The 25,896-nt window shown below is 69.7% G+C and carries 24 protein-coding genes; 10 read left to right on the top strand and 14 right to left on the bottom strand.

Annotated elements, in window-relative coordinates; all coding sequences use genetic code 11:
- Positions 1 to 2 precede the first annotated feature (2 nt).
- Positions 3 to 1,118, top strand: coding sequence for an acyl-CoA dehydrogenase family protein (locus tag JJB11_RS23135; RefSeq protein WP_201177162.1), 1,116 nt, complete (start codon positions 3 to 5; stop codon positions 1,116 to 1,118).
- 64 nt (positions 1,119 to 1,182) lie between these two features.
- Positions 1,183 to 2,565 (top strand): alpha/beta fold hydrolase, encoded by a 1,383-nt coding sequence (locus tag JJB11_RS23130; RefSeq protein ID WP_201177153.1) that lies wholly within the window; start codon positions 1,183 to 1,185, stop codon positions 2,563 to 2,565.
- Positions 2,566 to 2,622: 57 nt separating this feature from the next.
- On the opposite strand, the gene JJB11_RS23125 is transcribed toward JJB11_RS23130, so the two are convergent.
- On the bottom strand, positions 2,623 to 3,195 hold the full coding sequence (locus JJB11_RS23125; RefSeq protein ID WP_201177151.1) for an HNH endonuclease: 573 nt from the start codon (positions 3,193 to 3,195) through the stop codon (positions 2,623 to 2,625).
- 188 nt (positions 3,196 to 3,383) lie between these two features.
- Between JJB11_RS23125 and JJB11_RS23120 the strand changes: the two genes are divergently transcribed.
- The 4 genes from JJB11_RS23120 to JJB11_RS23105 all read left to right on the top strand — a co-directional run bounded on the left by JJB11_RS23120 (position 3,384) and on the right by JJB11_RS23105 (position 9,609).
- A complete protein-coding gene (locus JJB11_RS23120; RefSeq protein WP_201177149.1) occupies positions 3,384 to 4,394 on the top strand; it encodes a bifunctional riboflavin kinase/FAD synthetase in 1,011 nt (336 codons plus the stop codon).
- 105 nt (positions 4,395 to 4,499) lie between these two features.
- Positions 4,500 to 7,358 (top strand): isoleucine--tRNA ligase, encoded by a 2,859-nt coding sequence (gene ileS, locus JJB11_RS23115; protein ID WP_201177147.1) that lies wholly within the window; start codon positions 4,500 to 4,502, stop codon positions 7,356 to 7,358.
- On the top strand, positions 7,358 to 7,873 hold the full coding sequence (gene lspA / locus JJB11_RS23110) for a signal peptidase II (protein ID WP_201177136.1): 516 nt from the start codon (positions 7,358 to 7,360) through the stop codon (positions 7,871 to 7,873). Before ileS ends, lspA begins: the two co-directional genes overlap by 1 nt.
- 68 nt (positions 7,874 to 7,941) lie before the next feature.
- Positions 7,942 to 9,609, top strand: coding sequence for a Na/Pi cotransporter family protein (locus JJB11_RS23105; RefSeq protein ID WP_201177134.1), 1,668 nt, complete (start codon positions 7,942 to 7,944; stop codon positions 9,607 to 9,609).
- On the opposite strand, the gene JJB11_RS23100 is transcribed toward JJB11_RS23105, so the two are convergent.
- The 3 genes from JJB11_RS23100 to JJB11_RS23090 form a co-directional block, all read right to left on the bottom strand.
- Positions 9,578 to 10,000 carry a response regulator gene (locus JJB11_RS23100; protein ID WP_201177133.1) on the bottom strand — a complete coding sequence of 141 codons (423 nt, stop codon included), beginning with the start codon at positions 9,998 to 10,000 and terminating at the stop codon, positions 9,578 to 9,580. The genes JJB11_RS23105 and JJB11_RS23100 overlap by 32 nt on opposite strands.
- 111 nt (positions 10,001 to 10,111) lie before the next feature.
- Positions 10,112 to 10,909, bottom strand: coding sequence for an NUDIX domain-containing protein (locus JJB11_RS23095; protein ID WP_201177131.1), 798 nt, complete (start codon positions 10,907 to 10,909; stop codon positions 10,112 to 10,114).
- Positions 10,906 to 11,889 (bottom strand): NADPH:quinone reductase, encoded by a 984-nt coding sequence (locus JJB11_RS23090; protein ID WP_201177130.1) that lies wholly within the window; start codon positions 11,887 to 11,889, stop codon positions 10,906 to 10,908. Before JJB11_RS23090 ends, JJB11_RS23095 begins: the two co-directional genes overlap by 4 nt.
- Before the next feature lie 116 nt (positions 11,890 to 12,005).
- Here JJB11_RS23090 and JJB11_RS23085 point away from each other — a divergent pair, with 116 nt between their 5' ends.
- A complete protein-coding gene (locus JJB11_RS23085) occupies positions 12,006 to 12,905 on the top strand; it encodes a DMT family transporter (protein ID WP_201177129.1) in 900 nt (299 codons plus the stop codon).
- Positions 12,906 to 12,939: 34 nt separating this feature from the next.
- On the opposite strand, the gene JJB11_RS23080 is transcribed toward JJB11_RS23085, so the two are convergent.
- The 5 genes from JJB11_RS23080 to JJB11_RS23060 form a co-directional block, all read right to left on the bottom strand.
- Positions 12,940 to 13,866 (bottom strand): sugar kinase, encoded by a 927-nt coding sequence (locus tag JJB11_RS23080; protein WP_201177127.1) that lies wholly within the window; start codon positions 13,864 to 13,866, stop codon positions 12,940 to 12,942.
- Positions 13,867 to 13,881: 15 nt separating this feature from the next.
- Complete coding sequence (locus JJB11_RS23075; protein WP_201177126.1) at positions 13,882 to 14,679, bottom strand: SDR family oxidoreductase; 798 nt, start codon at positions 14,677 to 14,679, stop codon at positions 13,882 to 13,884.
- A gap of 79 nt (positions 14,680 to 14,758) precedes the next feature.
- Positions 14,759 to 15,673: a DMT family transporter gene (locus JJB11_RS23070; protein WP_201177125.1), complete on the bottom strand. Its 915-nt coding sequence runs from the start codon at positions 15,671 to 15,673 to the stop codon at positions 14,759 to 14,761.
- Positions 15,648 to 16,934: a DUF3422 family protein gene (locus tag JJB11_RS23065; RefSeq protein WP_201177123.1), complete on the bottom strand. Its 1,287-nt coding sequence runs from the start codon at positions 16,932 to 16,934 to the stop codon at positions 15,648 to 15,650. Before JJB11_RS23065 ends, JJB11_RS23070 begins: the two co-directional genes overlap by 26 nt.
- Positions 16,935 to 17,021: 87 nt before the next feature.
- Positions 17,022 to 17,468 carry a cupin domain-containing protein gene (locus JJB11_RS23060; protein WP_201177121.1) on the bottom strand — a complete coding sequence of 149 codons (447 nt, stop codon included), beginning with the start codon at positions 17,466 to 17,468 and terminating at the stop codon, positions 17,022 to 17,024.
- 77 nt (positions 17,469 to 17,545) lie between these two features.
- On the opposite strand from JJB11_RS23060, the gene JJB11_RS23055 reads away from it, so the two are divergent.
- Positions 17,546 to 18,124 carry a TetR family transcriptional regulator gene (locus JJB11_RS23055; protein WP_201177119.1) on the top strand — a complete coding sequence of 193 codons (579 nt, stop codon included), beginning with the start codon at positions 17,546 to 17,548 and terminating at the stop codon, positions 18,122 to 18,124.
- 8 nt (positions 18,125 to 18,132) lie between these two features.
- Here JJB11_RS23055 and JJB11_RS23050 read toward each other — a convergent pair whose 3' ends face one another.
- The 4 genes from JJB11_RS23050 to JJB11_RS23035 all read right to left on the bottom strand — a co-directional run bounded on the left by JJB11_RS23050 (position 18,133) and on the right by JJB11_RS23035 (position 22,780).
- Positions 18,133 to 19,644: a tripartite tricarboxylate transporter permease gene (locus JJB11_RS23050; protein WP_201177117.1), complete on the bottom strand. Its 1,512-nt coding sequence runs from the start codon at positions 19,642 to 19,644 to the stop codon at positions 18,133 to 18,135.
- A 10-nt stretch (positions 19,645 to 19,654) separates the two neighbouring features.
- Positions 19,655 to 20,143 (bottom strand): tripartite tricarboxylate transporter TctB family protein, encoded by a 489-nt coding sequence (locus tag JJB11_RS23045; protein WP_201177115.1) that lies wholly within the window; start codon positions 20,141 to 20,143, stop codon positions 19,655 to 19,657.
- Between the two features lie 65 nt (positions 20,144 to 20,208).
- A complete protein-coding gene (gene tfpB, locus JJB11_RS23040; RefSeq protein WP_201177113.1) occupies positions 20,209 to 22,011 on the bottom strand; it encodes a type IV pilus assembly ATPase TfpB in 1,803 nt (600 codons plus the stop codon).
- A 13-nt stretch (positions 22,012 to 22,024) separates the two neighbouring features.
- The gene (locus JJB11_RS23035) at positions 22,025 to 22,780 is read right to left on the bottom strand and encodes a class I SAM-dependent methyltransferase (protein ID WP_201177104.1); all 756 of its coding nucleotides are present in this window, start codon (positions 22,778 to 22,780) and stop codon (positions 22,025 to 22,027) included.
- A gap of 286 nt (positions 22,781 to 23,066) precedes the next feature.
- Between JJB11_RS23035 and JJB11_RS23030 the strand changes: the two genes are divergently transcribed.
- Entirely contained in the window at positions 23,067 to 23,942 is an 876-nt protein-coding gene (locus JJB11_RS23030; protein WP_201177102.1) for a hypothetical protein, read from the top strand.
- On the opposite strand, the gene JJB11_RS23025 is transcribed toward JJB11_RS23030, so the two are convergent.
- Positions 23,929 to 24,759, bottom strand: a complete 831-nt coding sequence (locus JJB11_RS23025) for a TatD family hydrolase (RefSeq protein WP_201965057.1) — start codon at positions 24,757 to 24,759, stop codon at positions 23,929 to 23,931. The genes JJB11_RS23030 and JJB11_RS23025 overlap by 14 nt on opposite strands.
- Positions 24,760 to 24,874: 115 nt before the next feature.
- Between JJB11_RS23025 and JJB11_RS23020 the strand changes: the two genes are divergently transcribed.
- A complete protein-coding gene (locus JJB11_RS23020) occupies positions 24,875 to 25,870 on the top strand; it encodes a S1C family serine protease (RefSeq protein ID WP_201177098.1) in 996 nt (331 codons plus the stop codon).
- Positions 25,871 to 25,896: the final 26 nt, after the last annotated feature.

The raw sequence follows: 25,896 nt of genomic DNA, 5'->3' as shown, positions 1-25,896 counted from the left end.
ACATGGATTTCAATTTTTCCGACGAGCAGGAACAGCTGCGCGACGCTGTCCGCAAGTGGGTGGACCGCAGCTACACCTTCGAACGGCGCCAGGGCATCGCGAAGGCCGGCGGCTTCGACCGCAGTGCCTACAACGAGCTGGCCGAGCTGGGCCTGACCGGCCTCTACGTCCCCGAGGACCACGGCGGCATGGGCATGGGCCCCGTCGAGGCGATGGTGGTGCTGGAGGAGCTGGGCCGCGGCATCGTGCTGGAGCCGCTGGGGGCGACGCTGGTCGCCAGCGGCGTGATTGCCGCGTATGCGCCCGAGGCGCTGAAGTCGCAGTGGCTGCCGAAGATCGCGTCCGGTGAAGCGCTCGTCGTGCTCGCGTACCAGGAGCGCAAGGCGCGCTACCGCCTCGACGTCTGCGAAGCGACGGCGACGCAGGCCGGCAGCGGCTGGAAGCTCTCCGGCGAGAAGAGCCTCGTGCCGGCCGGCGACCAGGCGGACGCCTTCCTGGTGCCCGCCAAGGCGAACGGCAAGATCGCGCTGTTCCTGGTCGAGCGCAACGCGCAGGGCGTCAGCACCCGTGGCTATCCCACGATGGACGAAGCGCGCGCGGCGGAGGTGAAATTCCAGGACGCGGCGGCGACGCTCGTCACGGCGGACGGCCTGGCGGCGCTGCAGCACGCGGTGGACGTCGGGATCGCGTGCACCTGCGCCGAAGGCGTGGGCGTGATCGACAGGACCATGGAACTCACCGCCGAATACATGAACACGCGCAAGCAGTTCGGCGTGACGCTGGCCACCTTCCAGGCGCTGCGCCACCGCATGGCGGACATGAAGATGCAGCAGGAGCTGGCACGCTCGATGAGCTACTACGCATCGCTGAAGCTGAACGCCCCCGTGGAGGAGCGCCTGCGCGCAATGGCGCGTGCCAAGTACCAGCTGGGCGTGGCCATGCGCTTCGTCGGCCAGAACTCGGTGCAACTGCACGGCGGCATCGGCGTCACCGACGAATACGTCGGCAGCCACTACTTCAAGAAGCTCACGGCCCTGGAGCTGGTGTACGGGGACACCCTGCACCACCTCGGCGAGGTGTCGCAGAGAATGCAGGACACCGCCGGCGTGTTCGCCTGACCCGGTTCCCACCGATGACGACGCCCGCGACCGCGGGCGTTTTTCATGACAGGAGACAAGACCCATGACGACGCGGCGCCAGGTCCTCGCGCTTCCCTTTTCGCTCGCCACGGCGGGCCTGCTGGGCGCCTGCGCCACGCATCCCTTGATGGACGATCCGCATCCGCCCATCGTGTTCGTGCCCGGCAACGGCGACACCGCCGCAGTCTGGCAGACGACGATCTGGCGCTTCGAGTCGAACGGCTGGCCGCGCGAGCGGCTGCACGCGATCGACCCGCCGTATCCGAACGCGCGCAGCGATGACTCCAAGCCGGAGCCGGGACGCAGCTCCACGGCCGAAGCCATGACCTACCTCCGGTCCGAAGTGGAGAAGGTGCTGCAGGCCACCGGCGCGAAGCAGGTCGTCCTGGTCGGCAACTCGCGCGGCGGCTATGCGATCCGCAACTACGTCCAGAACGGCGGTGGCGCGGCGAAGGTGAGCCACGCCATCCTGGGCGGCACGCCCAACCACGGCCTGTGGAACGTGCCGGGCCGGGCACCCGGCAGCGAGTTCGCCGGCAACGGCCCTTTCCTGCAGGCACTGAACGCACCGAAGGACGCACAGGGCGACGAGGTCACCGGCCCCGTGAAGTGGCTCACGCTGCGCTCCGACTCGAATGACAAATACGCGCAGCCCCTCGGCACGTGGCTGGGCGACCCGAAGCTCGCCACCGGCGTCACCTACGAAGGCCCGGCCCTCAAGGGCGCAACCAACGTGGTGCTGCCCCGTGTGGACCATCGCGAGACTTCCTTCTCGCCGGCCGCTTTCGAGGCGACCTGGCGCTACCTCACCGGCCGCGCGCCGACGACGCTGGAGATCGTGCCCGAGGAGCGCGTGGTGCTGAGCGGAAAGGTCACCGGACTCGGCGTGTCCTCCACCGACCCGGCGAGCGGGGATCTCGCCAACAACCTGCCACTGCCCGGAGCGCACCTGGAAATCTTCGCGATCGATTCGGCTACCGGCGCCCGGCACGGCGCCCCCGTGCTGGCGCAAGTCATAGCCGAGGACGGGCACTGGGGTCCGCTGGTGGCGCAGCGCGATACGCGCTACGAGTTCGCGATCGCCGCCCCCGGTTACGCCACGACGCACATCTACCGCAGTCCCTTCCCGCGCTCCAGCAGCATCGTGAACCTGCGGCCCGAGCGCATTGCGGCGGCGGACCGCTCGAGCCCCTCGCTCGTCCTGTTCACGCGCCCGCGCGGCTACCTGGACCCCGCGCGCGACCGGATGGTGTTCGACGGCCAGAGTCCGCCGCCCGGCGCGCTGCCGGGTGCGGGCGTCGCTACTTCGCGCGTCAAGCCCGCGGGCCCGCAACGCACGGTGGCCGGCGAGTTCAACGGCGAACGGATGGTCGGGCAGACCTGGCCGGGCGACAACCAGGTCTCGGTGCTCGAGCTGACGTACTAGAGGGCGCCCGGTCCGCCGACCCGGCGTTCCCTGGATCGCACGCGCTCGCCCGCTGCCCTAATGCAGCAGGTGGTCGCGCCACAGCCGCGACGAGCGCGGCAAGCCCCGGCTCAGGAACTCCATCTGGTCCGCCAGGATGCGGCGGTTGCGCAGGATGAAGTCTTCCCACAGGCTGGGCACATACGGCGCGTACAGCAGCGTCATGCCCGCCTGCTCCGGCGTGCGACTGCCCTTGCGGTGGTTGCACGCGCGGCAGGCGGTCACCACGTTCATCCAGTGGTCCTTGCCGTTCTGGGCGAACGGGATGATGTGCTCGCGCGTGAGTTCTTCCTCGTGGAAGTGGTCGCCGCAATAGGCGCAGACGTTGCGATCGCGCGAGAACAGCTTGCCGTTGGTGAGGCCCGGCTTGAGTTCGAAGGGGTTGATGTTCGGCACGCCCTTGGTGCCGATGATGCTGTTGACCGTGATGATCGACTGCTGGCCGCTCGCAGCGTTGACCCCGCCGCGGAACACGGCCACCTCCGCCCCTGCCTCCCACCGCACCTGGTCGGCGGCATAGTGCAGGACGGCTTGCTCCAGCGAAATCCAAGACTGGGGCAGTCCCTGGGCGGACAGCTTCAAGACCTTCAAGACGCGCCTCCATTCAACGACGAACAGACCGACAGCGCTTGCAGGAGCGTGGGCGCGACGACAACACGGGCCAAGCTCCCCAGCGTGAGAGACAATATACCGTGTTTTCATGATCCGCCCGTGTCAGGCCATCGGTGCGTTGGCCGTGCCCAACGGACGCGGCCTGCTATCAAAAAGATACCACTGCGATGCAGATCCTGCGCGGCTTCCACCATCCCCAGATCGCGCGGGCGTGCGCGCTCACCATCGGCAACTTCGATGGCGTGCACCGCGGCCACCAGGCGATGCTGGCGCTGCTGAACAGCGAGGCGCGCCACCGGGGCGTGCCCAGCTGCGTGCTCACCTTCGAGCCGCATCCGCGCGACTACTTCGCCGCCGTGCACCGCAAGCCGGAGCTCGCGCCCGCGCGCATCGCCACCCTGCGCGACAAGCTCACCGAGCTGGCCAAGTGCGGCGTCGACCAATGCATCATCCTCAAGTTCGATGCGCGCTTGTCCAGCCAGGTTCCCGAAGCCTTCATCTCCGACGTGCTGGTGCAGGGGCTCGGTGCGAAATACGTCCTGGTCGGCGACGACTTCCGCTTCGGCGCCAAGCGCGCCGGCGACTACACGATGCTGGATTCGGCGGGCAGCCGGCTGGGCTTCGACGTGGCCCGCATGAACAGTTACGAAGTGCACGGGCTGCGCGTGTCGAGCTCGGCGGTGCGCGAGGCGCTCGCGCGCGGGGACATGGCCGGCACGGCCGCCCTGCTGGGGCGTCCCTACAGCATCAGCGGCCACGTGGTGCACGGCCGCAAGCTGGGGCGCGACCTCGGCTTCAAGACGCTCAACCTGCGCTTCGCCCACTGGAAGCCGGCGGCCGGCGGGATCTTCGCCGTCACCGTGCACGGGCTGGACGCGCAGCCGCTGGAGGGCGTCGCCAACCTGGGCGTGCGCCCCTCGCTGGACCCGCGCGACGTCAATGGCGGACGCGTCCTGCTGGAGACGCACTGCCTGCAATGGCCGGCCCATCTCGGGGAAGAAGGGGGCTACGGTAAAATCATCCGCGTGGAACTCCTGCACAAACTGCACGACGAGCTGCGCTACGACAGCCTCGAGGCCCTGCAGTCGGGCATTGCGCGCGACTGCGAAGCCGCGCGTGCCTTCTTCGCGTCCACGCACGCCGAGACGCGGCGGCAGACCACGCGCGACCGAATTTAGCGCCCTTGTCAGCGGCGGCACCGCGCCGCCCTCACCCCCCACGCGCCGCGATCGGCCGTGGATGCCCGGGCCCGGCCCGGCCTGACAAGTTCGCAAAGGCTTCCCATGACCGACAAGACCGATTACCGCGCCACCCTGAACCTGTCCGACACGCCCTTCCCGATGCGCGGCGACCTGCCCAAGCGCGAGCCGGGCTGGGTGAAGCAATGGGAGGACGAGGGCCTGTACAAGCGCCTGCGCGAGGCGCGCTGCGGCCGGCAGAAGTTCATCCTGCACGACGGCCCGCCGTACGCCAACGGCCAGATCCACATGGGTCACGCCGTCAACAAGATCCTCAAGGACATGATCGTCAAGTCGCGCCAGCTCAAGGGGCTGGACGCGGTCTACATCCCGGGCTGGGACTGCCACGGGCTGCCGATCGAGAACGCGATCGAGAAGAAGTACGGCCGCAACCTGCCGCGCGACGAGATGCAGGCGAAGAGCCGCGCCTTCGCGACCGAGCAGATCGCCATCCAGATGGCGGACTTCAAGCGCCTGGGCGTGCTGGGCGACTGGGAGCATCCGTACCGCACGATGGACTTCAGCAACGAGGCCGACGAGATCCGCGCGTTCAAGCGCGTCATCGAGCGCGGCTTCGTCTACCGGGGACTCAAGCCCGTCTACTGGTGCTTCGACTGCGGCTCCTCGCTGGCGGAGTTCGAGATCGAGTACGCGGACAAGAAGTCGCAGACGCTCGACGTGGGGTTCAAGGCGAACGAGCCGGGGAAGGTGCTGGCGGCGTTCGGCCTCGGGGCGCCCCCACCCCAAGGGGGAGGGACTGAAGATGTCTTTGCCGTCATCTGGACCACCACCGCCTGGACCATCCCCGCCAACCAGGCGCTGAACCTCAATCCCGAGATCGTCTACGCACTGGTCGAGACGCCGCGCGGGCGCATCATCGTCGCCGAGTCGCTGGTCGAGAAGTGCCTGGCCCGCTACCAGCTCGAAGGCCAGGTGCTCGCCACGACGCCGGGCAAGAACCTGGGCGGCCTGGAGTTCCAGCATCCGCTGTACGACGTGGACGCCGGCTACCGGCGCCTGTCGCCCGTGTACCTGGCGGACTACGCCACGGCGGAAGACGGCACCGGCATCGTGCACTCCTCGCCCGCCTACGGCCTCGACGACTTCAACAGCTGCGTCGCGCACGGGATGAAGTACGACGACATCCTGAACCCGGTGCAGGGCAACGGCTCGTACGCGCCGGACTTCCCGCTGTTCGGCGGCGAGAACATCTGGAAGGCGGTGCCGCACATCATCGCGACGCTGGAACAGGCGGGCCGCCTGTTCGGCACCGAGGCGATCGTCCACAGCTACCCGCACTGCTGGCGCCACAAGACGCCGGTGATCTACCGCGCCGCGGCGCAGTGGTTCATCCGCATGGACCAGGGCGAAGGCGTCTTCACGAAGGACAAGGCACCCGACACGCTGCGCAACCTCGCGCTTCGCGCGATCGAGGAGACCAGCTTCTATCCCGAGAACGGCAAGGCGCGCCTGCGCGACATGATCGCCGGCCGGCCGGACTGGTGCATCAGCCGCCAGCGCAGCTGGGGCGTGCCCCTGCCCTTCTTCCTGCACAAGGACTCGGGCGAGCTGCACCCGAAGACCATGGAGATCCTCGACGTCGCCGCCGACATGGTGCAGGCGGGCGGCATCGAGGCGTGGAGCAAGGCCGGTTCCGAGGAGATCCTCGCGAAGGTTGGCGCCGCTGCCGACGCGCCGGAGTACACCAAGAGCCAGGACATCCTGGAGGTCTGGTTCGACTCGGGCACGACGCACACGACGGTGCTCAAGGGCTCGCACCCGGGCACAGCGCACGAGAACGGCCCCGAGGCCGACCTGTACCTGGAAGGCCACGACCAGCACCGCGGCTGGTTCCATTCCTCGCTGCTCACGGCTTGCGCGATGTACGGCCGCGCGCCCTACCGCGGCCTGCTCACGCACGGCTTCACGGTGGACAGCCAGGGCCGCAAGATGAGCAAGTCGCTCGGCAACGGCGTCGACCCGCAGGAGACCAGCAAGAAGCTGGGCGCCGAGATCATCCGGCTGTGGGTGGCCGCGTCCGACTATTCGGGCGACATCGCCGGCGACGACAAGATCCTCGCCCGGGTGGTGGACGCGTACCGGCGCATCCGCAATACGCTGCGCTTCCTGCTCGCCAACGTGAACGACTTCGATCCGGCCAAGGACGCAGTCCCGCTCGCCGAGATGCTGGAGATCGACCGCTACGCGCTGTCCCGCGCCGCCGAATTCCAGGCCGAAGTGCTCGCGCACTACGAGGTCTACGAGTTCCACCCGGTGGTGGCCAAGCTGCAGGTGTACTGCTCGGAAGACCTCGGCGCGTTCTACCTCGACGTGCTGAAGGACCGGCTGTACACGACCGCGCCGAAGTCGCTGGCCCGCCGCAGCGCGCAGACGGCCCTGTGGCACATCACGCACGCGATGCTGCGCTGGATGGCGCCCTTCCTCTCCTTCACGGCGGAAGAGGCCTGGAAGCTGTTCGGCGACTCCGAGTCCATCTTCCTGGAGGAGTACGCCGAGATCGGCAGCCCGGACACCGAGCTGCTGGCGAAGTGGAACCGCATCCGCGCGCTGCGCGAGCTGGCGAACAAGGAGATCGAGGCGCTGCGCGAAAAGGGACGCGTCGGCTCCTCGCTGCAGGCCAACCTGGCGATCACCGCACCGCCGGCGGACCACGCGCTGCTCGCGAGCCTGGGCGACGACCTGAAGTTCGTCTTCATCACCTCGCAGGTGCGCCTGCACGCGGGCGATGCGCTCGTCATCGAGGCGCATCCCAGCACGCACCTCAAGTGCGACCGCTGCTGGCACTGGCGGGCCGAAGTCGGCAGCGACCCGGCCCATCCGGCCCTGTGCGGCCGTTGCGTGAGCAACCTGTTCGGTACCGGCGAAGTCCGGGAGCACGCCTGATGGCCCGCGGCACCACGCTCATGGGTTCCGGCAGCGGCCAGCAGGGCGTGCTGCCCTGGCTGGGGCTGGCGCTGATCGTGCTGATCGCGGACCAGTTCACCAAAGTACTCATCGTCGGGTACTACCAGTTCGGCGCGTCGACGACGGTCACCTCCTTCTTCAACATCGTACGCGCGCACAACACCGGGGCCGCCTTCTCCTTCCTGGCGGCGGCCTCGGGCTGGCAGCGCTGGCTGTTCGCCGGCATCGCGGTGGCGGCGGTGCTGTTCATCCTGTACCTGCTGCGCACGCATGCCGGGCAGAGGCTGTTCTCGTTCTCGCTCGCCTGCATCCTGGGCGGCGCGGTCGGCAACCTGGTGGACCGGCTGCTGCGCGGCTACGTGGTGGACTTCCTGCAGTTCCACTGGCACGAGAGCTGGTACTTCCCGGCCTTCAACGTGGCGGACACCGCCATCACCATCGGCGCCGCCGGCCTGATCCTCGACGAACTGATGCGCGTGCGCCGCAGCCGCTAGCGCAAGAGCCCCAGGCCGGGAAAATGCCCGGTCCCGCTTGACAGCCGGGGCGTATCATTGCTTCAAACATGAAGCATTTGCTGAACCTGCTGGCGGCCGTGGCGCTGCTGGTGTGGGGTACGTACCTCGTACGCACCGGCATCCTGCGCGTCTTCGGCGCCAACCTGCGGCACGTCCTGGCCCGCAGCATCTCGACCCGCCCGGCGGCCGCGACGGCCGGCCTGGGCGTAACGGCCCTCGTGCAATCCAGCACCGCGACGGCCCTGATCGTCTCCTCCTTCGTCGGCCAGGGCCTGGTGAGCCTCGCGACGGCGCTCGCGGTGATGCTGGGGGCCGACGTGGGCACCAGCCTCATGACGGTGGTCTTCTCGTTCGACCTGTCCTGGCTATCGCCGCTGTTCATCCTGGTCGGCGTGGTGCTGTTCATCACGCGCCAGTCGACGCCCCTCGGCCGGTTCGGGCGGGTGCTGATCGGCATCGGGCTCATGCTGCTGGCACTGCGCCTGGTCGCCGAATCCACGGCCATCATCGTGCGTTCGCCGGCCGTGAAGGCGATGCTGGAATCGCTGTCCAGCGACATCCTGCTGGAGATCACGGTGGGCGCCGTGCTCTCGGTGGTCGCCTATTCCAGCCTGGCGATCGTGCTGCTCACGGCCACGCTCGCGGCTTCGGGTGCGATCCCGATCGACGTGGCGCTGGGCCTCACGCTCGGCGCCAACCTCGGCAGCGGCCTGCTGGCGGTGCTCGCGACCGCCAACGCCTCGGTGGAGGTGCGCCAGGTGCCCATGGGCAACCTGGTCTTCAAGGGGGTGGGCGTGGTGCTGGCCGCGCCCTTCGTGGGCCTGTGGGTGCGCTACCTGAGTCCCTACATCTCCGAGCACGACAAGCTGGTGGTGATCTACCACCTGGTGTTCAACGTCCTCATCGCGCTGATCTTCCTTGCGCTCACCGACAAGGTCGCGCGCGTGGTGGAGCACTGGCTGCCCAAGCCGGACAAGAGCCTGGTGGCCGGCCGGCCGCACCACCTCGATCCGTCGGCGCTATCGACACCCTCGCTCGCGATCTCCAACGCCGCGCGCGAGGCGCTGCACCAGGCCGACGTGGTCGAGACCATGCTGCTGGGCATGCTGCGCGTCATCAAGGACAACGACCTGCGGCTGGCGCAGGAGCTGCGCAAGATGGACGACACCGTCGACCAGCTCTATTCGGCGATCAAGTACTACCTCACCAAGATCTCGCGCGAGGCGCTCGGCGAGGAGGAGAGCCGGCGCTGGACCGACATCATCAGCTTCACAATCAACATGGAGCAGATCGGCGACATCGTCGAGCGCGTGCTGCAGGACATCGAGGACAAGAAGATCAAGAAGGGCCGCAACTTCTCCGATGCCGGCATGGCCGAGATCTGCGAGCTGCACGCGCGGCTGGTCGACAACCTGCGCCTGGGCATGAGCGTGTTCCTGAACGGCTCGGTGCGTGACGCGCAGCGGCTGCTGGAGGAGAAGGCGCGCTTTCGCGACCTGGAGCGCGCCTACGCGGGCACGCACCTCACGCGGCTGTCCGAGAACACGGTGCAAAGCATCGAGACCAGCTCTCTGCACCTGGACCTGATCAGCGACCTGAAGCGGATCAACTCCCACATCTGCTCGATCGCCTACCCGATCCTGGATTCGGCCGGCGCGCTCGCCCCGAGCCGCTTCCGGCAGGTCATGCCGGAGCAGCCGTCCCGGGCGTCGTAGGCGCCGCCTCGAGCTGCGGCTGCACCCCGTCGCGCAGCTTGCGGCAGTAGGCCACCAGCGCCTCCAGTTCCGTCGACTTGTCGAAACAGGCATCGGCGCCCAGCTGCTGGCAGCGCCAGCGCACGTCGCGCGAGGAATGGTTGGACAGCACCACGACCTTCTGCCCAGGCTCGCGCCCGCGGCAGGCTTCCAGCACGTTCATGCCGCTGCCTTCGCGCAGGAACAGGTCGATGATCGCGAGGTCCCACGCGTTCGCGGCCAGCCAGCGTTTGGCTTCGTGCTCGGATGCGGTGCTGCCGACCGGCTCGAACTGGGCCAGCTCCTTCAGGGTCTCGACCAGGTTGTCCCGGATCGTCGAGCTGTCCTCGACGATGTAGGCGCGAAATGCCATGTGCTTTCTCCAGCGGGGGACGCCCCTGCGTCGCCGTTCCTTGCCACTGTAGGGTCGCGGCGGCGCAGCGTCTGACAGCGCCGCCGCCATGCGGCTGTAGGAGACGGCAACTCAGGCGGGGGCGCCGTGCGCGGCGAGCAGGACCAGGGCCGCATCGATCGTGAACGAATCCCGCTCGAGGGCGGCGCAGAGTGCGTCCGGCTGCATGCATGCGAAGTCCGCGACCTCACCGTCCTGGTTGCACGGATGCACGCCGTCCGCCAGCTCGCCAAGCCACCAGTGCAGCTCCTCGACGACGTAGCCGTGCGCGAGCTCGGGCAGCGGCCGGCGCGTGACCATGCAGCCGCCGCGGCGGAGCCCGGCCAGTTGCGCGGGCCGCAATCCCGCTTCTTCCCAGGTCTCGCGCGCGAGGGCTTGCTCCAGCGACTCGTCCGCCGGCACGAGGCCACCGACCAGCGTGTCCCACAAGCCGGGATCGGTCGGCTTGTCCAGGGCGCGCTGCTGCACCCAGATGCTGCCGTCCGGCGCCACGGCGGTGAGGTGCACGGCCTGGGTCGCGATGCCCAGCGCGCGCACGGCGGCGCGCTCGATGGTGCCGAACTCGGTCCCCGCGTCGCCGCGCACGATCAACTGTTCGTCGCGCCAGGTGTGCGCAAGTCCGGTGTCGCGCAAGGCCTGTGCGAGCTGCGCGAAGACGCCAGTGGGATCCCCTTCGCCCAGCCGCCAGCCTTGCGCGTCGGGGCGCACGAGCGGCCCGCTCTCGAGACCGGCCCGCGCAAACAGGTCGGGCTCCACCGAGCCGATGCGCTCGCCGCCGCACCACAGCGGCACGCGCGGGCGCAGCGGCGGCGCCTGCGCGGCGGCTGCCAAGCGCGCGCGCCAGGCAGCCGCCGGCTGCGGCAGCTTCACAGGGTGAGGATGGTGGACCCGGTGGTCTTGCGCGCTTCCAGCGCCTGGTGCGCTTCACGCACCTGGGCGAGCGGGAAGCGCTGTTCGATGCGGATGTGCACCTTGCCGCTGGTGACCACGCCGAACAGGTCGTCGGCCATTTCCTGCGTCGCCTCGCGCGTGGCAATGTGCGTGAACAGCGTCTGCCGCGTCACGTAGAGCGAGCCCTTGACGCCCAGCATGCCGGGGGCGAAGGGTGCGGGCGCGCCGGAGGAGTTGCCGAAGCTGGCCATGAGGCCGAAAGGCCGCAGGCAGTCCAGCGACTTGTCCCAGGTGTCCTTGCCGACCGAGTCGTACACCACCTTCACGCCCTGCCCGCTGGTGATCTCCATGACGCGGGCCTTGAAGTCTTCCTTGCTGTAGTTGATGACGTGCGCGGCGCCCACCGACTTGGCGAGCTGACACTTCTCGTCGGTGCCGGCGGTGCCGATCAACTGCAGGCCCAGCGCGCGCGCCCACTGGCACGCGATGAGGCCGACGCCACCGGCCGCAGCATGGAAGAGCACGTAGTCGCCGGGATGCAGGCCGCCTTGCGGCAGCGTGCGCTTGAGCAGGTACTGCGCCGTGAGTCCCTTGAGCATCATGGCCGCGCCGGTCTCGAAGCTGATCGCCTCCGGCAGCCGGCAAACGTTCTTCGCGGGCATGACCCGCACCTCGGAATACGAGCCGGGCGGATTGCTGGCGTAGGCCGCGCGATCGCCGGCCTTCAGGTGCGTCACGCCCGGGCCCACCGCTTCCACGATGCCCGAGCCTTCCATGCCCAGCGTGAGCGGCATGGCCATCGGGTACAGGCCGGTGCGCTGGTAGACGTCGATGAAGTTCAGGCCGATGGCCTTGTGCCGGATGCGGATCTCGCCAGGGCCGGGATCGCCCACCTGCACGTCGACCAGTTCCATCTGCTCGGGGCCGCCATGCTGGCGGATCTGGACTGCTTTGCTCACGTGAGTCTCCTGCTTGCCGTCATTGGGGGGGATTCGCGCGCATCCTGCCACGAAACCGGCCACGGCGTCTCCGGGCGGATACGCAGTCCTCCGTTAAAGTGCGCGGCTGCCATCCCATGAACCAGCGCCTCACCCCCGCCACCGCCCTGCTCCTGACCTTGCCGCCACTGCTGTGGGCCGGCAACGCAGTGGTCGGCCGGATCGTCTCCCCCCTCGTCCCGCCGCTCACGCTCAACTTCCTGCGCTGGGTGCTGGCATTCGCCATCCTGCTGCCGATCACCTGGCGGGTGCTGCGCGCGGACAGCCCGCTGTGGGCCCACATGCGCCGTTTCGCCGTGCTCGGCCTGGTGGGCGTGGGATGCTACAACGCGCTGCAATACCTGGCGTTGCAGACCTCCACGCCGATCAACGTGACGCTGGTGGGCTCCAGCATCCCGGCGTTCATGCTGGGGCTGGGCGCGGCCTTCTTCGGACAGCGCATCACGCCGAGGCAGGTGACGGGCGCCGTGCTTTCCATTGCGGGCGTGCTGGTGGTGCTGGCGCGAGGCGAGTTCGCTTACCTGCGGCAGGTGCATTTCGTGGTGGGCGACCTGTACATGGTCATTGCGACGGCGTCCTGGGCGCTGTACAGCTGGCTGCTCATTCGCCCCGGGGACGCGCCGGAGTTGCGCGGCCACTGGGCGAACTTCCTCATGGCGCAGCTGGTGCCGGGACTGTGCTGGTCGGGCATGTTCGCGGCGGTCGAGACCGTCACGGTGCCGCAGGCCATCCAGTGGGGCGCGCCGCTGGCCGCGGCGCTTGCCTTCATCGCGATCGGGCCGGCCGTGATCGCCTACCGTTGCTGGGGCCTCGGCGTGCAGCGCGTCGGCCCGAACATCGCCGGCTTCTTCCAGAACCTCACCCCGCTGTTCGCGGCGATCTTCTCGGCGGCCTTCCTCGGCGAGCCGCCGCACCTGTACCACGTGCTCGCGTTCGTGCTGATCGCAGGCGGCATCGTGGTGTCCTCGCGCCGCTGACCGCGGGCGCGAGCCGGTCGCGACGGCGATGCGCTTAGCGCGAAGCGAGCACCGCGCGCACGCGTTCGGCCGTGGGAATCGGTTCCACGGCGCCGTAGCCCTCGGTGGACAACGCCGCCGCGACCGAGGCGTAGACGCCCGCATCCAGCAGTTCGTCGCCGGCCAGCAGGCGCGCGACGAAAGCACCGCCGAAGGTATCGCCGGCTCCGGTCGCATCGACGGGACTGCAGGCGTGCGCCGCGATGCGGTGCCGCTGCGTGCCGTCCGCGACGATTGCGCCTTGCGCGCCCAGCTTGAGGCCGACGATCCGCGCACCGTGCTCCAGGCACCAGTCCACCAGCGCATCGGGATCGGTACGGCCGCTGATGGCCGCCACGTCATCGAGGCTGGGCAGGCAGATGTCGCACTGGCGCAGCACGCGCGTCATCTCCGTTCGCGCGGTGTCCAGCGGCCACAGCTTCAGCCGCAGGTTGGTGTCGAAGCTCACCTGCACGCCCGCCGCGCGCGCGATGGCGATCGCCGCATGGCAGGTCTTTCGCGCGGACTCGGACAGCGCGAGGCTGATGCCCGACAGGTGCAGCACGCGCGCGGAGGCGATGCGCTGGGCATCGAGGTGCTCGGGTCGCATGCGGCTGGCCGCCGAACGCGTGCGCAGGAACGAGAAGTGGTGGCCCTGCGCATCGTGCGTCACGAAGTACAGCGCCGTGAACCCGTCCGCATCCGTGTGCACCCCGGAGTCGTCGACGCCTTCCCGCTGCCACAGTTCGCGCAGCATGCGCCCGTGGTCGTCGTCGCCCAGCGCCGACAGGTAGCCGACGGATGCGCCCTGGCGCGCCGCAGCGATGGCGAAGTTCGAGGTGTCGCCGCCGAAGCCCTGCAGGTACAGCCGCCCGCCGCCGGCGCCGGTCTGGTTGAACTCCACCATCGCCTCGCCGAGGGCGAGGATGTCGTGCGCCGCCATGCTCCGCGGCCGCGCTCAGTAGGTCCCGGGGTACGCGCCGCCGTCGATCAGCACGTTCTGGCCGGTGATGTAGCTCGCCTGCGCGCTGCACAGGAAGGCGCAGGTCGTGCCGAATTCGTCGGGCGTGCCGAAGCGCTTGGCCGGGATCGTGTTCATGCGCTGCTGGCGCAGTTCGTCGACCGACTTGCCGGTCTTCTTCGCGCTGCCTTCCAGGGTGGTCTTGATGCGGTCGGTGTCGAACACGCCCGGCAGCAGGTTGTTGATCGTCACGTTGGACGACGCGAGCTTGGTCGTGCGCGCGACGCCGGCGACGAAGCCCGTGAGGCCGCTGCGCGCGCCGTTGGACAGGCCCAGGATGTCGATCGGCGCCTTCACGGCGCTGGACGTGATGTTCACGATGCGCCCGAATCCGCGCTCGGCCATGCCGTCGACCGTCGCCTTGATCAGTTCGATCGGCGTGAGCATGTTGGCGTCCACGGCCTTGATCCACGCATCGCGGTCCCAGTCGCGGAAGTCACCGGGGGGCGGGCCGCCGGCATTGGTGACGACGATGTCGTAGTCCTTGCGGAAGGCGAACACCTTGGCGCGGCCCTCGGCCGTCGTGATGTCCACCGCGATCGGCTCGACCTGCGTGCCCTTGGGCACGCCGGGGTCCTGGCGCAGCCGGTCCGCGGCCGCCTGCAGCACATCGGCGCCGCGCGCCACGATGACGACGTGCACGCCTTCGCGCGCGAGTGCCTGCGCGCATCCGAAGCCAAGACCCTTGCTGGCGCCGCACACCAGCGCCCATTTGCCCGTGATGCCCAAGTTCATAGAAAGCCTGCAGAGAAAAGCGGAAGAAGCGCGAATGATACGCACCGCCGGCGCCCGCGCGGTGCTGCAGAGGCCGCGCTCAGCGCCCGCTGCGGGTGAACACGAGGATGCCCGCGATTACCAGCGCCGAGCCGGCCGCGACCCAGGCGGTGAAAGGCTCGCCCAGCAGCCACACGCCCATCAGGATGGTCGACATCGGGCCGACCATGCCCGTCTGCGCGGTGACCGAGGCGCCCACGCGCTCGATGGCCATCATCACCAGCAGCACCGGCACCGCCGTGCAGAAGACGGCGTTCAACACCGACAGCCAGATCACCTGCGGGGCGACGACGGCGGCCGAGAGCGGATGCACCACCAGGAACTGCACGATGCACAGCACGCAGGCCACGCTCGTGGCCAGCCCGACCAGGCGCAGCGACCCGAGCCGCTGCACCATCTGCCCGCTGTACACGAGATAGATCGCGTAGCTCACCGCGCTCAGGAACACGAGCAGCGTGCCCAGCGCGACGTTGCTGCCTTCCAGCCGCACCTCCTGGCCGAACACCAGCAGCACGCCACCGTAGCTGATCGCCATGCCCAGCAACTGCTTGCGCTTCCAGGGCTTGCGATAGAGCAGCCAGCCGAGCAGCAGCACCAGCGTCGGAGTGAGGTACAGGACCAGGCGCTCCAGCGAGGCCGTCACGTACTGCAGGCCCAGGAAGTCGAGGAAGCTCGCGAGGTAGTAGCCCGTGACGCCGAGGCCCGCCACGCCGAGCCACTCGCGTCCGGAGAGTGGCGGCTTGCCGCGCCCGGCCCACCACGACATCGCGAGGAAGATCGGCAGCGCGAACAGCATGCGGTACATGATCACCGTCACCGCGTCGACGCCGTAGCGGTACGCGAGCTTCACGATGATGGCCTTGCCGCTGAAGGCGATGGCGCCGGCGAACGCGAGGACGACGCCGGAGGAACGGGAGGATGCGCGGAGCTCAGGAGTGGCCGAGGAGGCGGGCATGCAGTCTTCGCAGGGACAGCCAGACGGCGAACGCCACGACCGGGATGGCGCAGGCAGCGGTCGCTTCCGCGCTGAAGGGCCAGCCGATCGCGTGCGCGCCCTTGGCGAGGTAGCTCACGAGGCCGACGATGTAGTAGGTGATGGCGGCGACCGACAGGCCTTCCACGGTCGCCTGGAGTTTCAGCTGCAGGTCCTGCCGGCGGTTCATGGCGGCCAGCAGGGCCTGGCTGCTTTGCTGCTGCTCGATCTCTACGCGCGTGCGCAGCAGGTTGCTGATGCGCGAGACCCGCTGCGACAGCGCATCCTGCCGCCGCACGGCCCACGCACAGGTCGCGCGCGCGGGTGAGAGGCGGCGGTCGATGAACTCGCCGAGCGTCTGCAGGCCATCGAGCTTGGTTTCGGCGATGTCGGCCAGGCGCCGGTCCACCAGCTCGAAGTAAGCGGCGCTCGCGGAAAAGCGCGAGTGGGTTGCCGCGTAGTGGCTTTCCACCTGGCCCGCCAGGCGCGTGAGGCGGTCCAGCAGTTGCGGCTCCTGGTCGCGGCCGGCCAGGCGGATCGCTTCGGCCAGCCCGGCGAGTTCCGCCTCCGCCACACCGAGCAGGGCCGCAGACTCGCGCGCCGCCGGCAGGCCCAGCAGGGCTGCCATGCGATAGGTGTCGATCTCCAGCAGCCGCTGCACCAGCCGGCCCGTGCGGCGCGCCGACACGCCGTCGACCAGCAGCACCATGCGCGAGCAGCCGTCGGCGTGGATGGCGAAATCCGTGAAGACCTCGCCCTTGCCTTCGACGACGCGGGAGCCCACCAGCGTCTCCTCGTGCAGCAGCCCGCGCGTGAGCGCCTGCTGCACACCCTCGGGCGCGGGCAGCACCCACAAGTTCAGCGCGGCGAGGCACTGCCCCGGCAGGGCCGCGAGCCAGTCCTGCGGCACCGCCTGGGCCGCCGTGGGCGGGGCGTGCTCGCCGAAGGCCGCGGGATCGAAGGCGCGCGAGAAAGTCCAGGTCACGAACTCCGTGTGCAGCTCCCAGCGCACGCGGAAGCCGCCCAACTCCATGCGCACGTGCACGGCGCCGGGTGCGGGCTCGGGCAGGTGGTGGTCGCGCAGCAAGGCCGCCAGGTGCGCGCGGCTCGCTTCGCGCATGGCCGCGTCGCCGGCCATGACGAGATGCGACAGCGCCAGGGGCGCGCTCATCGCTTCGGGAGGCCGGGCGTGGATCTCGTTGTGCAGCACCACCCGTTGCGGGTGGGCGGGGGGCATCGCCATGCGCCGGATTGTGGCGCAAACACGGAGGGCGCCCCGCGGGACGCCCCCTCTGGGATGGCGAGGGCGGGCCTCGCGCGGTCGCCGCGCTCAACCCAGGTGGAACTGCAGCCGGTGCCGCGCCCCGATCTCCGGCACCTTGGCCAGGTCCCGCGGCAGCTCGCGGACTTCCGCGGCCGCTTCGCGGAAGAAACCCTCGGCGGCCGCAGGCGCATCGAAGACCAGCACGCGGGCAGGCTGCTCCGAGGCTCCCTGGAACGCATGCACGGTGCCCGCCGGCGCATAGAGGAAGTCGCCCCGCTGCACCGTCCGCTCGGTGTCGCCGATGCGGAATCGCAGCGCGCCTTCCAGGACGTAGTACGCCTCGTCCCAGGGGTGCTGGTGCGGCGGCGGGCCGGCATCCCGGGGCGCGGTCACCTCGATCAGCGACCAGGCCTTTTCCGTCGCCGCCGCGGGACACAGGAAGCTGACCTTCGCCCCCATGACGTCCAGCGTCTCGGCACGACCCTGTTCGACCACCATCGCATGCTTCGCCATCACAGTCTCCTTGGGATGAACATGTCATGCAGCATGACATCGTGGCACACCCCCTGTCAATCGGGGATAATCGCGCCGTGTCCAGACTGAGCGATTTGCAGAGCGAGGTGACGGAGCGGCTGATCCTGGAGGCCGCCCTGAAGGTGCTCGAGCGCACCGGCGAGATCACCGCGCGCGCGGCGGCAATCGAGGCCGGGATCGCGGAACGCACCCTGTTCCGCTACTTCGGATCGCGCGAGGACTTCCTGGCCGCCGCCGCCACCGCGCTCGCGCGCACGGTGCAGTTGCCGCCGGCGCCGACCGGCGTGGAGGAGCTGCGCGCCATGCCGCGCGGGCTGTTCACGGCGATGGATGCGCATCGCGAGCTGATCCGCGCGGCCTGGCACAGCGAACTGCGGCAGCACATGATCGCCAAGGAAGCGAAGGAGCGCTGGCTCGGCATCCGCAAGGTGCTGGACGCCGTGGCGCCCCGCGCGCCCGAACGCCGGCGCAAGCTCGCGGCTGCCACCTTGCGCTACCACCTCAGCGCGACGACCTGGCACTACTTCCGCTTCGTGCTCCTGCTCCCGCTGGAAGACACGATCGAAGCGGCGGAGCTGCTCGTGGACCAGCAGCTCGCCGGCCTCGCGGGCAAGGCGCCGCGCCCGTCGCGCTGAGCGCGCCCTCAGTCGGCGGCGAACGCTTCCCGGCGCTTGCTCTTCACGCCGGGCAAGGCGACCATCACGACCAGCAGCACGGCGGCAGCGAGCAGTCCCGCCGACAGCGGACGCGTGATCAGCACCGCCCAGTCGCCGCGCGCGAGCAGCAGCGCGCGCCGCAGGTTCTCCTCCATCATCGGCCCCAGGATGTACCCGAGCAGCAAGGGCGCAGGCTCGCAACCGAGCTTGATGAACACGTAGCCGATCACTCCGAACAGGCCCACCATCCAGATGTCGAACACGTCGTTGTTCGTGGAATAGACACCGATCGCGCAGAACAGGACGATCGCCGGGACCAGCCAGCGATAGGGCACGGCCAGCAGCCGCCTCCACACGCCCACCAGGGGCAGGTTCAGCACGACCAGCATCAGGTTGCCGATCCACATCGAGGCGATCAGGCCCCAGAACAACTGCGGGTTGCTGGTCATCACCTGCGGACCCGGCTGCACGTCGTGGAGAGTCATCGCGCCCACCATCAGCGCCATGACCGCATTGGGCGGGATGCCCAGCGTGAGCAGCGGAATGAACGATGTCTGCGCGCCGGCGTTGTTGGCGGACTCCGGCGCGGCGACCCCGCGGACGTTCCCCTTGCCGAAGGGCACCTCGCCCGGGTGCAGCCGGGTGTTGCGTTCCACCGTGTACGCCGCGAAGGAGGCGAGCAGCGCGCCGCCGCCGGGCAGCACGCCCAGCACCGAGCCGAGCGCCGTGCCGCGCAACACCGCGGGCAGCATGCGCTGGAAGTCCGCGAGCGTCGGGACCAGCCCGTGCACCGGTTCCGTCAAGACCTCGCGCGGACTGGAGGGCTGGCTCAGGTTGCTGATGATCTCGCCGTAGCCGAACACGCCCATGGCGATCACGATGACGCCGATGCCGTCGGTGAGTTCGGGGACGCCGAAGGAAAAGCGCGTCACCCCGGAGTTCATCTCGCCGCCGACGAGTCCCATCAGCAGGCCCAGGATGATCATCGCGATGGCCTTGATCAGCGAGCCCGAGGCCAGCACCACCGCACCGACCAGGCCCAGCACCATCAGCGAGAAGTATTCGGCCGGGCCGAAGTTGAACGCGACTTCCGCCAGCGGCGCGGCGCAGGCAGCGAGGACCAGCGTGCCGACGCAGCCCGCGACAAACGAGCCCAGGCCCGCGGCGGTGAGCGCCGGTCCCGCGCGGCCCTGGCGCGCCATCTGGTAGCCGTCGAACGCGGTCGCCGCCGAGGAGGACTCGCCCGGCAGGTTCACCAGGATGGCCGTCGTCGAGCCGCCGTACTGCGCGCCGTAGTAAATCCCGGCCAGCAGGATCAGGGCCGACACGGGCGGCAGCGCATAGGTGGCGGGCAGCAGCATCGCGATCGCCGCGACCGGGCCGATGCCGGGCAGCACGCCGACCAGCGTGCCGAGCAGGCAGCCGATGAAAACAACCAGCAGGTTCAGCGGCGTGGCCGCCACGGCGAAGCCGGTGGACAGGTTCGTCAGCAGGTCCATGGTGCGCGCCTCACGACGACAGGAAGGCCGGCCACACCGGCAAGTGCAGCTTCAGCAGCACCACGAAGGCGAGGTAGCTGCCGGCGGCGAGCACGGTGGCGAGGATCGCCACTTCCTTCAGCCGGAACGCGTCGCCCGCGAGGGCCGCGAAGAAGGTCAACGCGTAGATGGCCACGATCAGTCCCATGGCGGGGATGCCGAACTTCGGCACGCCGGCGAGCAGCACACCGAACACCAGGTTCGCACCGACGATGAAGGCCAGCGGCCTCCAGGCGATCGCGCCGACCGGCTCGCCGTCCTCGGTCTCCACAACGAGCGACTCGAAGGTGATGAACAGCCCGAGCAGCGTGAGCAGGATGCCCAGCACCAGCGGGAAGTAGCCGGGGCCCATGCGGGCGCCCTCGCCGATCGCGTAGCCGGTCGCGCCCCAGGCGAAGGCGACTCCGCAGGCCATGAACATCAACCCGGACCAGAAATCCCTCTGGCTCTTGATTCGCATCGTGTCTCCTGCACGGATTGGGACCGGCGCATTCTCCGGTCAAGCTGCCCTCGGCGATCGGACGATCACTCCAGCGGCGGCGTGGCGCTGAGGACTTCCTCGAGCGTGGTCAGTCCTTCGGCGACGCGCAGCGCGCCGGCCAGGCGCAGCGGCCGCATGCCGTCGGCGATGCCCTGGCGGCGCAAGGCCTGGTTGGCCGGGTCGCGCGTGACCAGCTCCTTGAAGCCGTCCCCCAGGGTCAGCAACTCGTACAGGCCCATGCGCCCGAGGAATCCCGTCATGCGGCACTCGACGCAGCCCACCGGCTTGTACGGCTGCCATGGACCCGAGAGCTTCCAGGGCTTCACCATCTCGTCGAGTTTCTCGCGCGGCGTGTCGGTGTCCGGCTGGCGGCACTGCTTGCACAGCGTGCGCACCAGGCGCTGCGCCAGCACCCCCAGAACCGTGGCGTTGATCAGGAACGGGGGCACGCCCAGTTCCATCATGCGTGTGACGGCCGACGGCGCGTCGTTGGTGTGAAGCGTCGAGAACACCAGGTGCCCGGTAAGCGCGGCTTGCACGGCCATGTCCGCCGTCTGCAGGTCGCGGATCTCGCCCACCATGATGATGTCGGGGTCCTGGCGCATCAGCGCGCGCAGTCCTTCGGCGAAGGTGAAATCCAGCTGCGGCTGCACCTGCGTCTGGTTGAAGGACGGCTCGATCATCTCGATCGGGTCCTCCACCGTGCTCACGTTCACTTCCTCGGTGGCCAGGCGCTTGAGGGTCGAGTACAGCGTGGTCGTCTTGCCCGAGCCCGTCGGGCCGGTGACCAGGACGATGCCGTGCGGCCGCTTCACCAGCTGCTCCCAGCGCTGCGCGTCGTGCGCGGAGAAGCCGAGCGCGTCCAGGTCCTTGACCGCCGTGTCCGGGTCGAAGATGCGCATCACCATCTTCTCGCCGAAGGCGGTCGGCAGCGTGGACAGCCGCATCTCCACCTCGTCGCCGCGGGGGTTGCGCGTCTTGATGCGGCCGTCCTGCGGCCGGCGCTTCTCGACGACGTCCATGCGCCCGAGCAGCTTCACGCGCGCGATCATCGCGTTCAACACCGTCATGGGCATCTGGTACACGGGATGCAGCACGCCGTCGATGCGGAAGCGGATCACACCCTGCTCGCGCCGCGGCTCCAGGTGGATGTCGCTCGCGCGCTGGTCGAACGCGTACTGCCAGAGCCAGTCCACCACCTGCACGACGCCCTGGTCGTTGGCATCGAGCTGCTTGCTCTTGCCCAGCTCCACCAGCTGCTCGAAGCTCGCCGCGCCACTGCTGCCGCCGCTCTTCTGGGCCGCGCGCACGGACTTGGCGAGCGCGAAGAACTCCGCCGTGAAGCGGTGGATGTCCTGCGGGTTCGCGAGCACGCGCCGCACCTTGCGCTTCGCCTGGCGCTCCACCTCGTCCACCCAGTCGAACAGGAAAGGCTCGGAGGTCGCGACCACCACTTCCGCACTTGTCACCTGCACGGGCAGCACGCGGTGGCGCTCCGCGTACCCGGCGCTCATCACGTCGCCCACCTTGGCGACGTCCACCTTGAGCGGGTCGATGCGCAGGTAGTCCAGCTGCGCGCGGCCGGCCAGGTATTGCGTGAGCGTCTCGATGTCCAGCGGCTTGCCGTCACGCGTGCGCTGCATGGAAACGGCGGCCAGGCGCACCAGCGGATGCTGCGCGCTTTCCGCCTGCGAGCAGCGCGAGATCGTGCGTTGCGCCTCGTCCATCGAGATCACGCCGTCTTCCGACAACCACTCCACCAGGTGCCGCCACTGCAGCGGACCGCGGTAGGACGCCGGCGACACCGGTGCGGGTGGGGAGGTTCGTGGCCTGGCTTGCGCGCTCATGGACGCATGGTACTCAGCCCACGGGCCGGAACACACGCAACCATTTGCGCGCGGGCAGGCCCCAGCGGGCCTCGATGGCCTCCGCCCGCTCGGAAAGCTGCGCCCGCGTGGGGTGCGCGGGCTCGCGCAAGGCGAGCACCACGGTGTTGCCTTCACGCGTCGGTCGGAAGGCCCAGACCGCTTCGTCGCCGAACGCCGCCTGGATGCGCTGCAGGCTGCGCTCGTAGCTGGAGGACCGCCCGAACAGGTTGACCGTCATGCAGCCGTCCTCCGTCAGCAGCGTGCGGCAATCGCGGTAGAAGTCCTCGCTGTCGAGGACCGGGGCCGCCGCCTCGTGGTCGTACAGGTCCACCTGCAACGCGTCGACCTGTCCGCGCCAGTGTTCGTGCGCGACGACCTCGCGCGCGTCGCCCAGGATCACCGAGAGGCGGCTGTCGTCGCGCGGCAGCTTGAACCACAGGCGGCAGGCAGCCACCACCTGCGGATTCAGTTCGATCGCCGTCGTCTTCATGCGCAGGCGCTTGTGGCAGAACTTGGTCAGCGCCGCGGCGCCGAGTCCGAGCTGCATGGCGTGCCGCTTCGCGACCGTCTGCGGCTCGACGAACAGCAGCCAGGCCATCATGCGCTGCACGTACTCGAGGTCGATCGCGAACGGGTCATCGATGCGCATCGAGCCCTGGATCCATTCGGTGCCAAGGTGCAGGTAGCGGATGTCCCCGTGGTCGGAGAAATTCACTTCGGGGAGGGCGGGGGCGGCGGCGGCAGTCACGGCGGCGGATTATCCCGGTCCGGCCCGCCGCGTGGCCGCTCGCCACGTCCCAGCGTCCGTCCGTCGCGAACGGACGGCACGCCAGCCATGCCCCTGCTGCTTTCGTGACGCACTTCACGCCGGCTGCAGGCACGCCCGGGCGACGGCTTACAGAATGTTGCCAACGCATCGCAATGGGACTGCATTGACCGATTTCCCTCCCGAGTCCTCCTGGGCCGACGCCACGACGGGCAGGGCGGCCGGGGCCTGGAACCCGGCACGGCCCCATTCCGCACGGGAGCAAGCCATGGCGACCTCGGTCCGGATGCAGCGGCGGCCAGCCGCGGCGCTCGCCGCCGACGTCCACGAACTGCTGGAGTCGATGGCACGCAAGCGCGTGCCCCGCCTGGATGCCGTGCGCCAGCGCCTGCAGGAGGCCCGCGCCGGCATGGAGCTCGCGGCGCTCGAAGACGCCCTGCATGCGACGCACGCGACGACCACCACGCTGGACTTCCTCGCCGGCCGCAGCGGCGGCGAGCGTTCGGGCGAGTTCCTGCGCCAGGGCCAGGCGCTCGCCGCGGCAGTGGCGCATCTCACCCGTCTCACCGGGGAGGTCGTGCAACGCGAAGGCGTGCGCAGCCCCGTCGCCCGCCTGCAATGGATCGACCTGGTGGTGGAGTCGCGCTCGCTGCGCAAGCGCATTCGCCAGGGCGCGCAGTGGCTCGCCGAAATGGGCCAGGACCTGGCCGAGCGACGCCGGCAGGCGCAGCCCGGCGTGGCGCAGCGCGCCATCGACGAACTGGCGCGCCGCGGCGCGTCCATGCACGAGCGCCTGCAGGCCGCGCACCGCCTCTGCTCGGAAGCGCGCAGCGTGCACATGGCGAGCGAACAGCTCGCGGGCGAACGCGCCGTGCTGTGCGCGACGCTGCTGGATCGCGTGCTGCCCGCCTGCGGCCGCCTGGACGGCGAATTGCAGCCGCTGCTGCACGCCGCGGGCTACCGCGCCCTCGTCCCCACCGAACTCATCGCGGCGATCGACGCCCGCCACGCGCTGCAGGTGGAGCTGACCCAGGCCGCGGCGCAGATCATCCGGCTGCAGGCGGCCGAACAGGAGCTCGCCACCCGGCTCGCGCAGATGACCGACAAGGCGCGCCGCCTCATGGACGCGTTCAAGGAGGCGTAAGGGGCGGCAGCAGCGCGGCCAGCCGCGGCAGCGCATCGCAGGCATTGCGCGACGTGGCCGCCGCCAGTTCCTCCACGCCGAGCCCACGCAACTGCGCCAGCACCGCCGCGATGCGTGGCAGTTCCGCCGGTTCGTTGCGCCCCTGGGCGCTGCCGGTAGCGCGCTCGCCCGCCGTGCGGTAAAGCCAGTGCGGTGGAATGTCCGGCGCATCCGTCTCCAGCACGATCGCGGCCAGCGGCAGCTCGCGCGCGAGCCGCCGCACCTGCAAGGCACGCTCGTAGGTGAGCGTGCCGCCGAAGCCCAGCCGGAAGCCCAGCCGGACGAATTCCGCCGCCTGCTGCGCACTGCCGTTGAACGCATGCGCGATGCCGGCCACCGGCGTGCGACGCAGTTGCTTGAGCAAGGCGTCGGCCGAGCGCCGCACGTGCAGCAGCACGGGCAGCGCGTACCGCTGGGCCAGTGCCAGCTGCGCCTCGTAGAAATGCTGCTGCCGGCCCGCGTCGAGACCGGGGACGAAGAAGTCCAGCCCGATCTCGCCGACGGCCACCAGCCGCGGGTCGTCGCGGTGGGCGGCGAGCGCGCGGTCGAGCAGCACGAGGTCGTCGTCCGTCGCCGCGCCGGTGTAAAGCGGGTGGATGCCCAGCGCATAGCTGTCCCCGTGCGCGTGCGCCAGCGCGCGCACCGTTTCGAAGTTCGCCGGGGCGACCGCGGGCAGCACGCAATGCGCGACGCCGGCCGCAGCCGCGCGGCTGCGCACGGCCTTCCGGTCAGGCTCGAATTCGGCGGCGTCCAGGTGGCAGTGCGTATCAATCCACATCGCTCCATGCATGATGCCGCAACCCGTGCAGACGCCGGAAAACCGTGCTACCGTGCGATTGCCTGGGGACGCATGGCCCTGGGCGCCGGTCGATCGGAACAGTCAAGGATTACGGATGCGCAGGCCCGCCCTCTACAGCTCCAGCCGCCCTGCCCGTGCCGCGGCCGCCCCCACGGAGGTGCCGCCCACGCCCGCCGCGCCCGCCGATGGCGCGGCTACCGAGCCCGCGCGCCGCCGCTGGCGCGCCGCCCTCTCCCCCTCCAACCCCGCCCTGCTCTGGCTCGCGGTGCTGCTGCTCTCGGCGGCACTGGCGTTCAGCCTCGCGCGCCCGGGGCAGCGCCGGCTCACGCAGGAAGACATCAACGCCGCCGTCCTCAAGACGATGGAGACGCAGGTGATGCCCTCCGAATACGCGCGGGCCTACGAAACGATCCGTCCGTCGGTGGTGCGTGTCGTGAGCTACGTGAAGAAGAGCCGGCTGCGCGATGAAGACCCCACCCCGCACGTGAAGGGCGCGCGGCCCAAGCCGCTGGGCCCGGCCACGCCGGAGCGCAGTGGCGAGGGCGACGAGATCGAGAGCGGCGTGGGCACCGGCGTGGTGATCGTCGACAAGGGCGTGATCCTCACCAACCTGCACGTGATCAACGGCGCCGACCGCGTCAAGGTCATCTTCTTCGACGGCCTGGAGTCGCCCGCCACCGTGACCGGCGTGCAGGCGGAGAACGACCTCGCGGTGCTGCAGGCGAGCAAGCTTCCCGACGACCTGATCCCCGCCACCATGCGCTCCACCGCCGACCTCGCGCCGGGCGACAAGGTGATGGCGGTGGGCTTCCCCTTCGGCATCGGGCCCTCGGCCTCGGGCGGCATCGTGTCCGGACTCGGGCGCGTGTTCCGCTCGCCCGAGGGCAAGCAGGAGATGAAGAACCTGATCCAGTTCGACGCGGCGGCCAACCCGGGCAATTCGGGCGGGCCGCTCGTGACCATGGACGGCGAGGTGGTGGGCATCGTCACCGCCATCCTCAACCCGACCCAGGCGCGCACCTTCCTCGGCATCGGCTTCGCCGTGCCGATCGAGAACGCCGCCGCCGCCGCCGGGCTGCCGCCGTTCTGACGGCCGCCCTTCCCCTTCCCCAGCAG

The organism is Ramlibacter ginsenosidimutans, assembly GCF_016654015.1.
GTDB classification, from domain to species: Bacteria; Pseudomonadota; Gammaproteobacteria; order Burkholderiales; family Burkholderiaceae_C; genus Ramlibacter; species Ramlibacter ginsenosidimutans.
The sequence above is the reverse complement of the archived record's forward strand: the minus strand, read 5'-3'. Positions and strand labels throughout refer to the sequence as shown.

Bases quoted from the DNA above. Each gene is read 5' to 3' on its own strand.
- JJB11_RS23135 (WP_201177162.1), top strand. From the start codon at position 3: ATGGATTTCAATTTTTCCGACGAGCAGGAACAGCTGCGCGACGCTGTC.
- JJB11_RS23130 (WP_201177153.1), top strand. From the start codon at position 1,183: ATGACGACGCGGCGCCAGGTCCTCGCGCTTCCCTTTTCGCTCGCCACG.
- JJB11_RS23120 (WP_201177149.1), top strand. From the start codon at position 3,384: ATGCAGATCCTGCGCGGCTTCCACCATCCCCAGATCGCGCGGGCGTGC.
- ileS (WP_201177147.1), top strand. From the start codon at position 4,500: ATGACCGACAAGACCGATTACCGCGCCACCCTGAACCTGTCCGACACG.
- lspA (WP_201177136.1), top strand. From the start codon at position 7,358: ATGGCCCGCGGCACCACGCTCATGGGTTCCGGCAGCGGCCAGCAGGGC.
- JJB11_RS23105 (WP_201177134.1), top strand. From the start codon at position 7,942: ATGAAGCATTTGCTGAACCTGCTGGCGGCCGTGGCGCTGCTGGTGTGG.
- JJB11_RS23100 (WP_201177133.1), bottom strand. From the start codon at position 10,000: ATGGCATTTCGCGCCTACATCGTCGAGGACAGCTCGACGATCCGGGAC.
- JJB11_RS23085 (WP_201177129.1), top strand. From the start codon at position 12,006: ATGAACCAGCGCCTCACCCCCGCCACCGCCCTGCTCCTGACCTTGCCG.
- JJB11_RS23080 (WP_201177127.1), bottom strand. From the start codon at position 13,866: ATGGCGGCGCACGACATCCTCGCCCTCGGCGAGGCGATGGTGGAGTTC.
- JJB11_RS23075 (WP_201177126.1), bottom strand. From the start codon at position 14,679: ATGAACTTGGGCATCACGGGCAAATGGGCGCTGGTGTGCGGCGCCAGC.
- JJB11_RS23070 (WP_201177125.1), bottom strand. From the start codon at position 15,673: ATGCCCGCCTCCTCGGCCACTCCTGAGCTCCGCGCATCCTCCCGTTCC.
- JJB11_RS23065 (WP_201177123.1), bottom strand. From the start codon at position 16,934: ATGGCGATGCCCCCCGCCCACCCGCAACGGGTGGTGCTGCACAACGAG.
- JJB11_RS23060 (WP_201177121.1), bottom strand. From the start codon at position 17,468: ATGGCGAAGCATGCGATGGTGGTCGAACAGGGTCGTGCCGAGACGCTG.
- JJB11_RS23050 (WP_201177117.1), bottom strand. From the start codon at position 19,644: ATGGACCTGCTGACGAACCTGTCCACCGGCTTCGCCGTGGCGGCCACG.
- JJB11_RS23045 (WP_201177115.1), bottom strand. From the start codon at position 20,143: ATGCGAATCAAGAGCCAGAGGGATTTCTGGTCCGGGTTGATGTTCATG.
- tfpB (WP_201177113.1), bottom strand. From the start codon at position 22,011: ATGAGCGCGCAAGCCAGGCCACGAACCTCCCCACCCGCACCGGTGTCG.
- JJB11_RS23030 (WP_201177102.1), top strand. From the start codon at position 23,067: ATGGCGACCTCGGTCCGGATGCAGCGGCGGCCAGCCGCGGCGCTCGCC.
- JJB11_RS23025 (WP_201965057.1), bottom strand. From the start codon at position 24,759: ATGTGGATTGATACGCACTGCCACCTGGACGCCGCCGAATTCGAGCCT.
- JJB11_RS23020 (WP_201177098.1), top strand. From the start codon at position 24,875: ATGCGCAGGCCCGCCCTCTACAGCTCCAGCCGCCCTGCCCGTGCCGCG.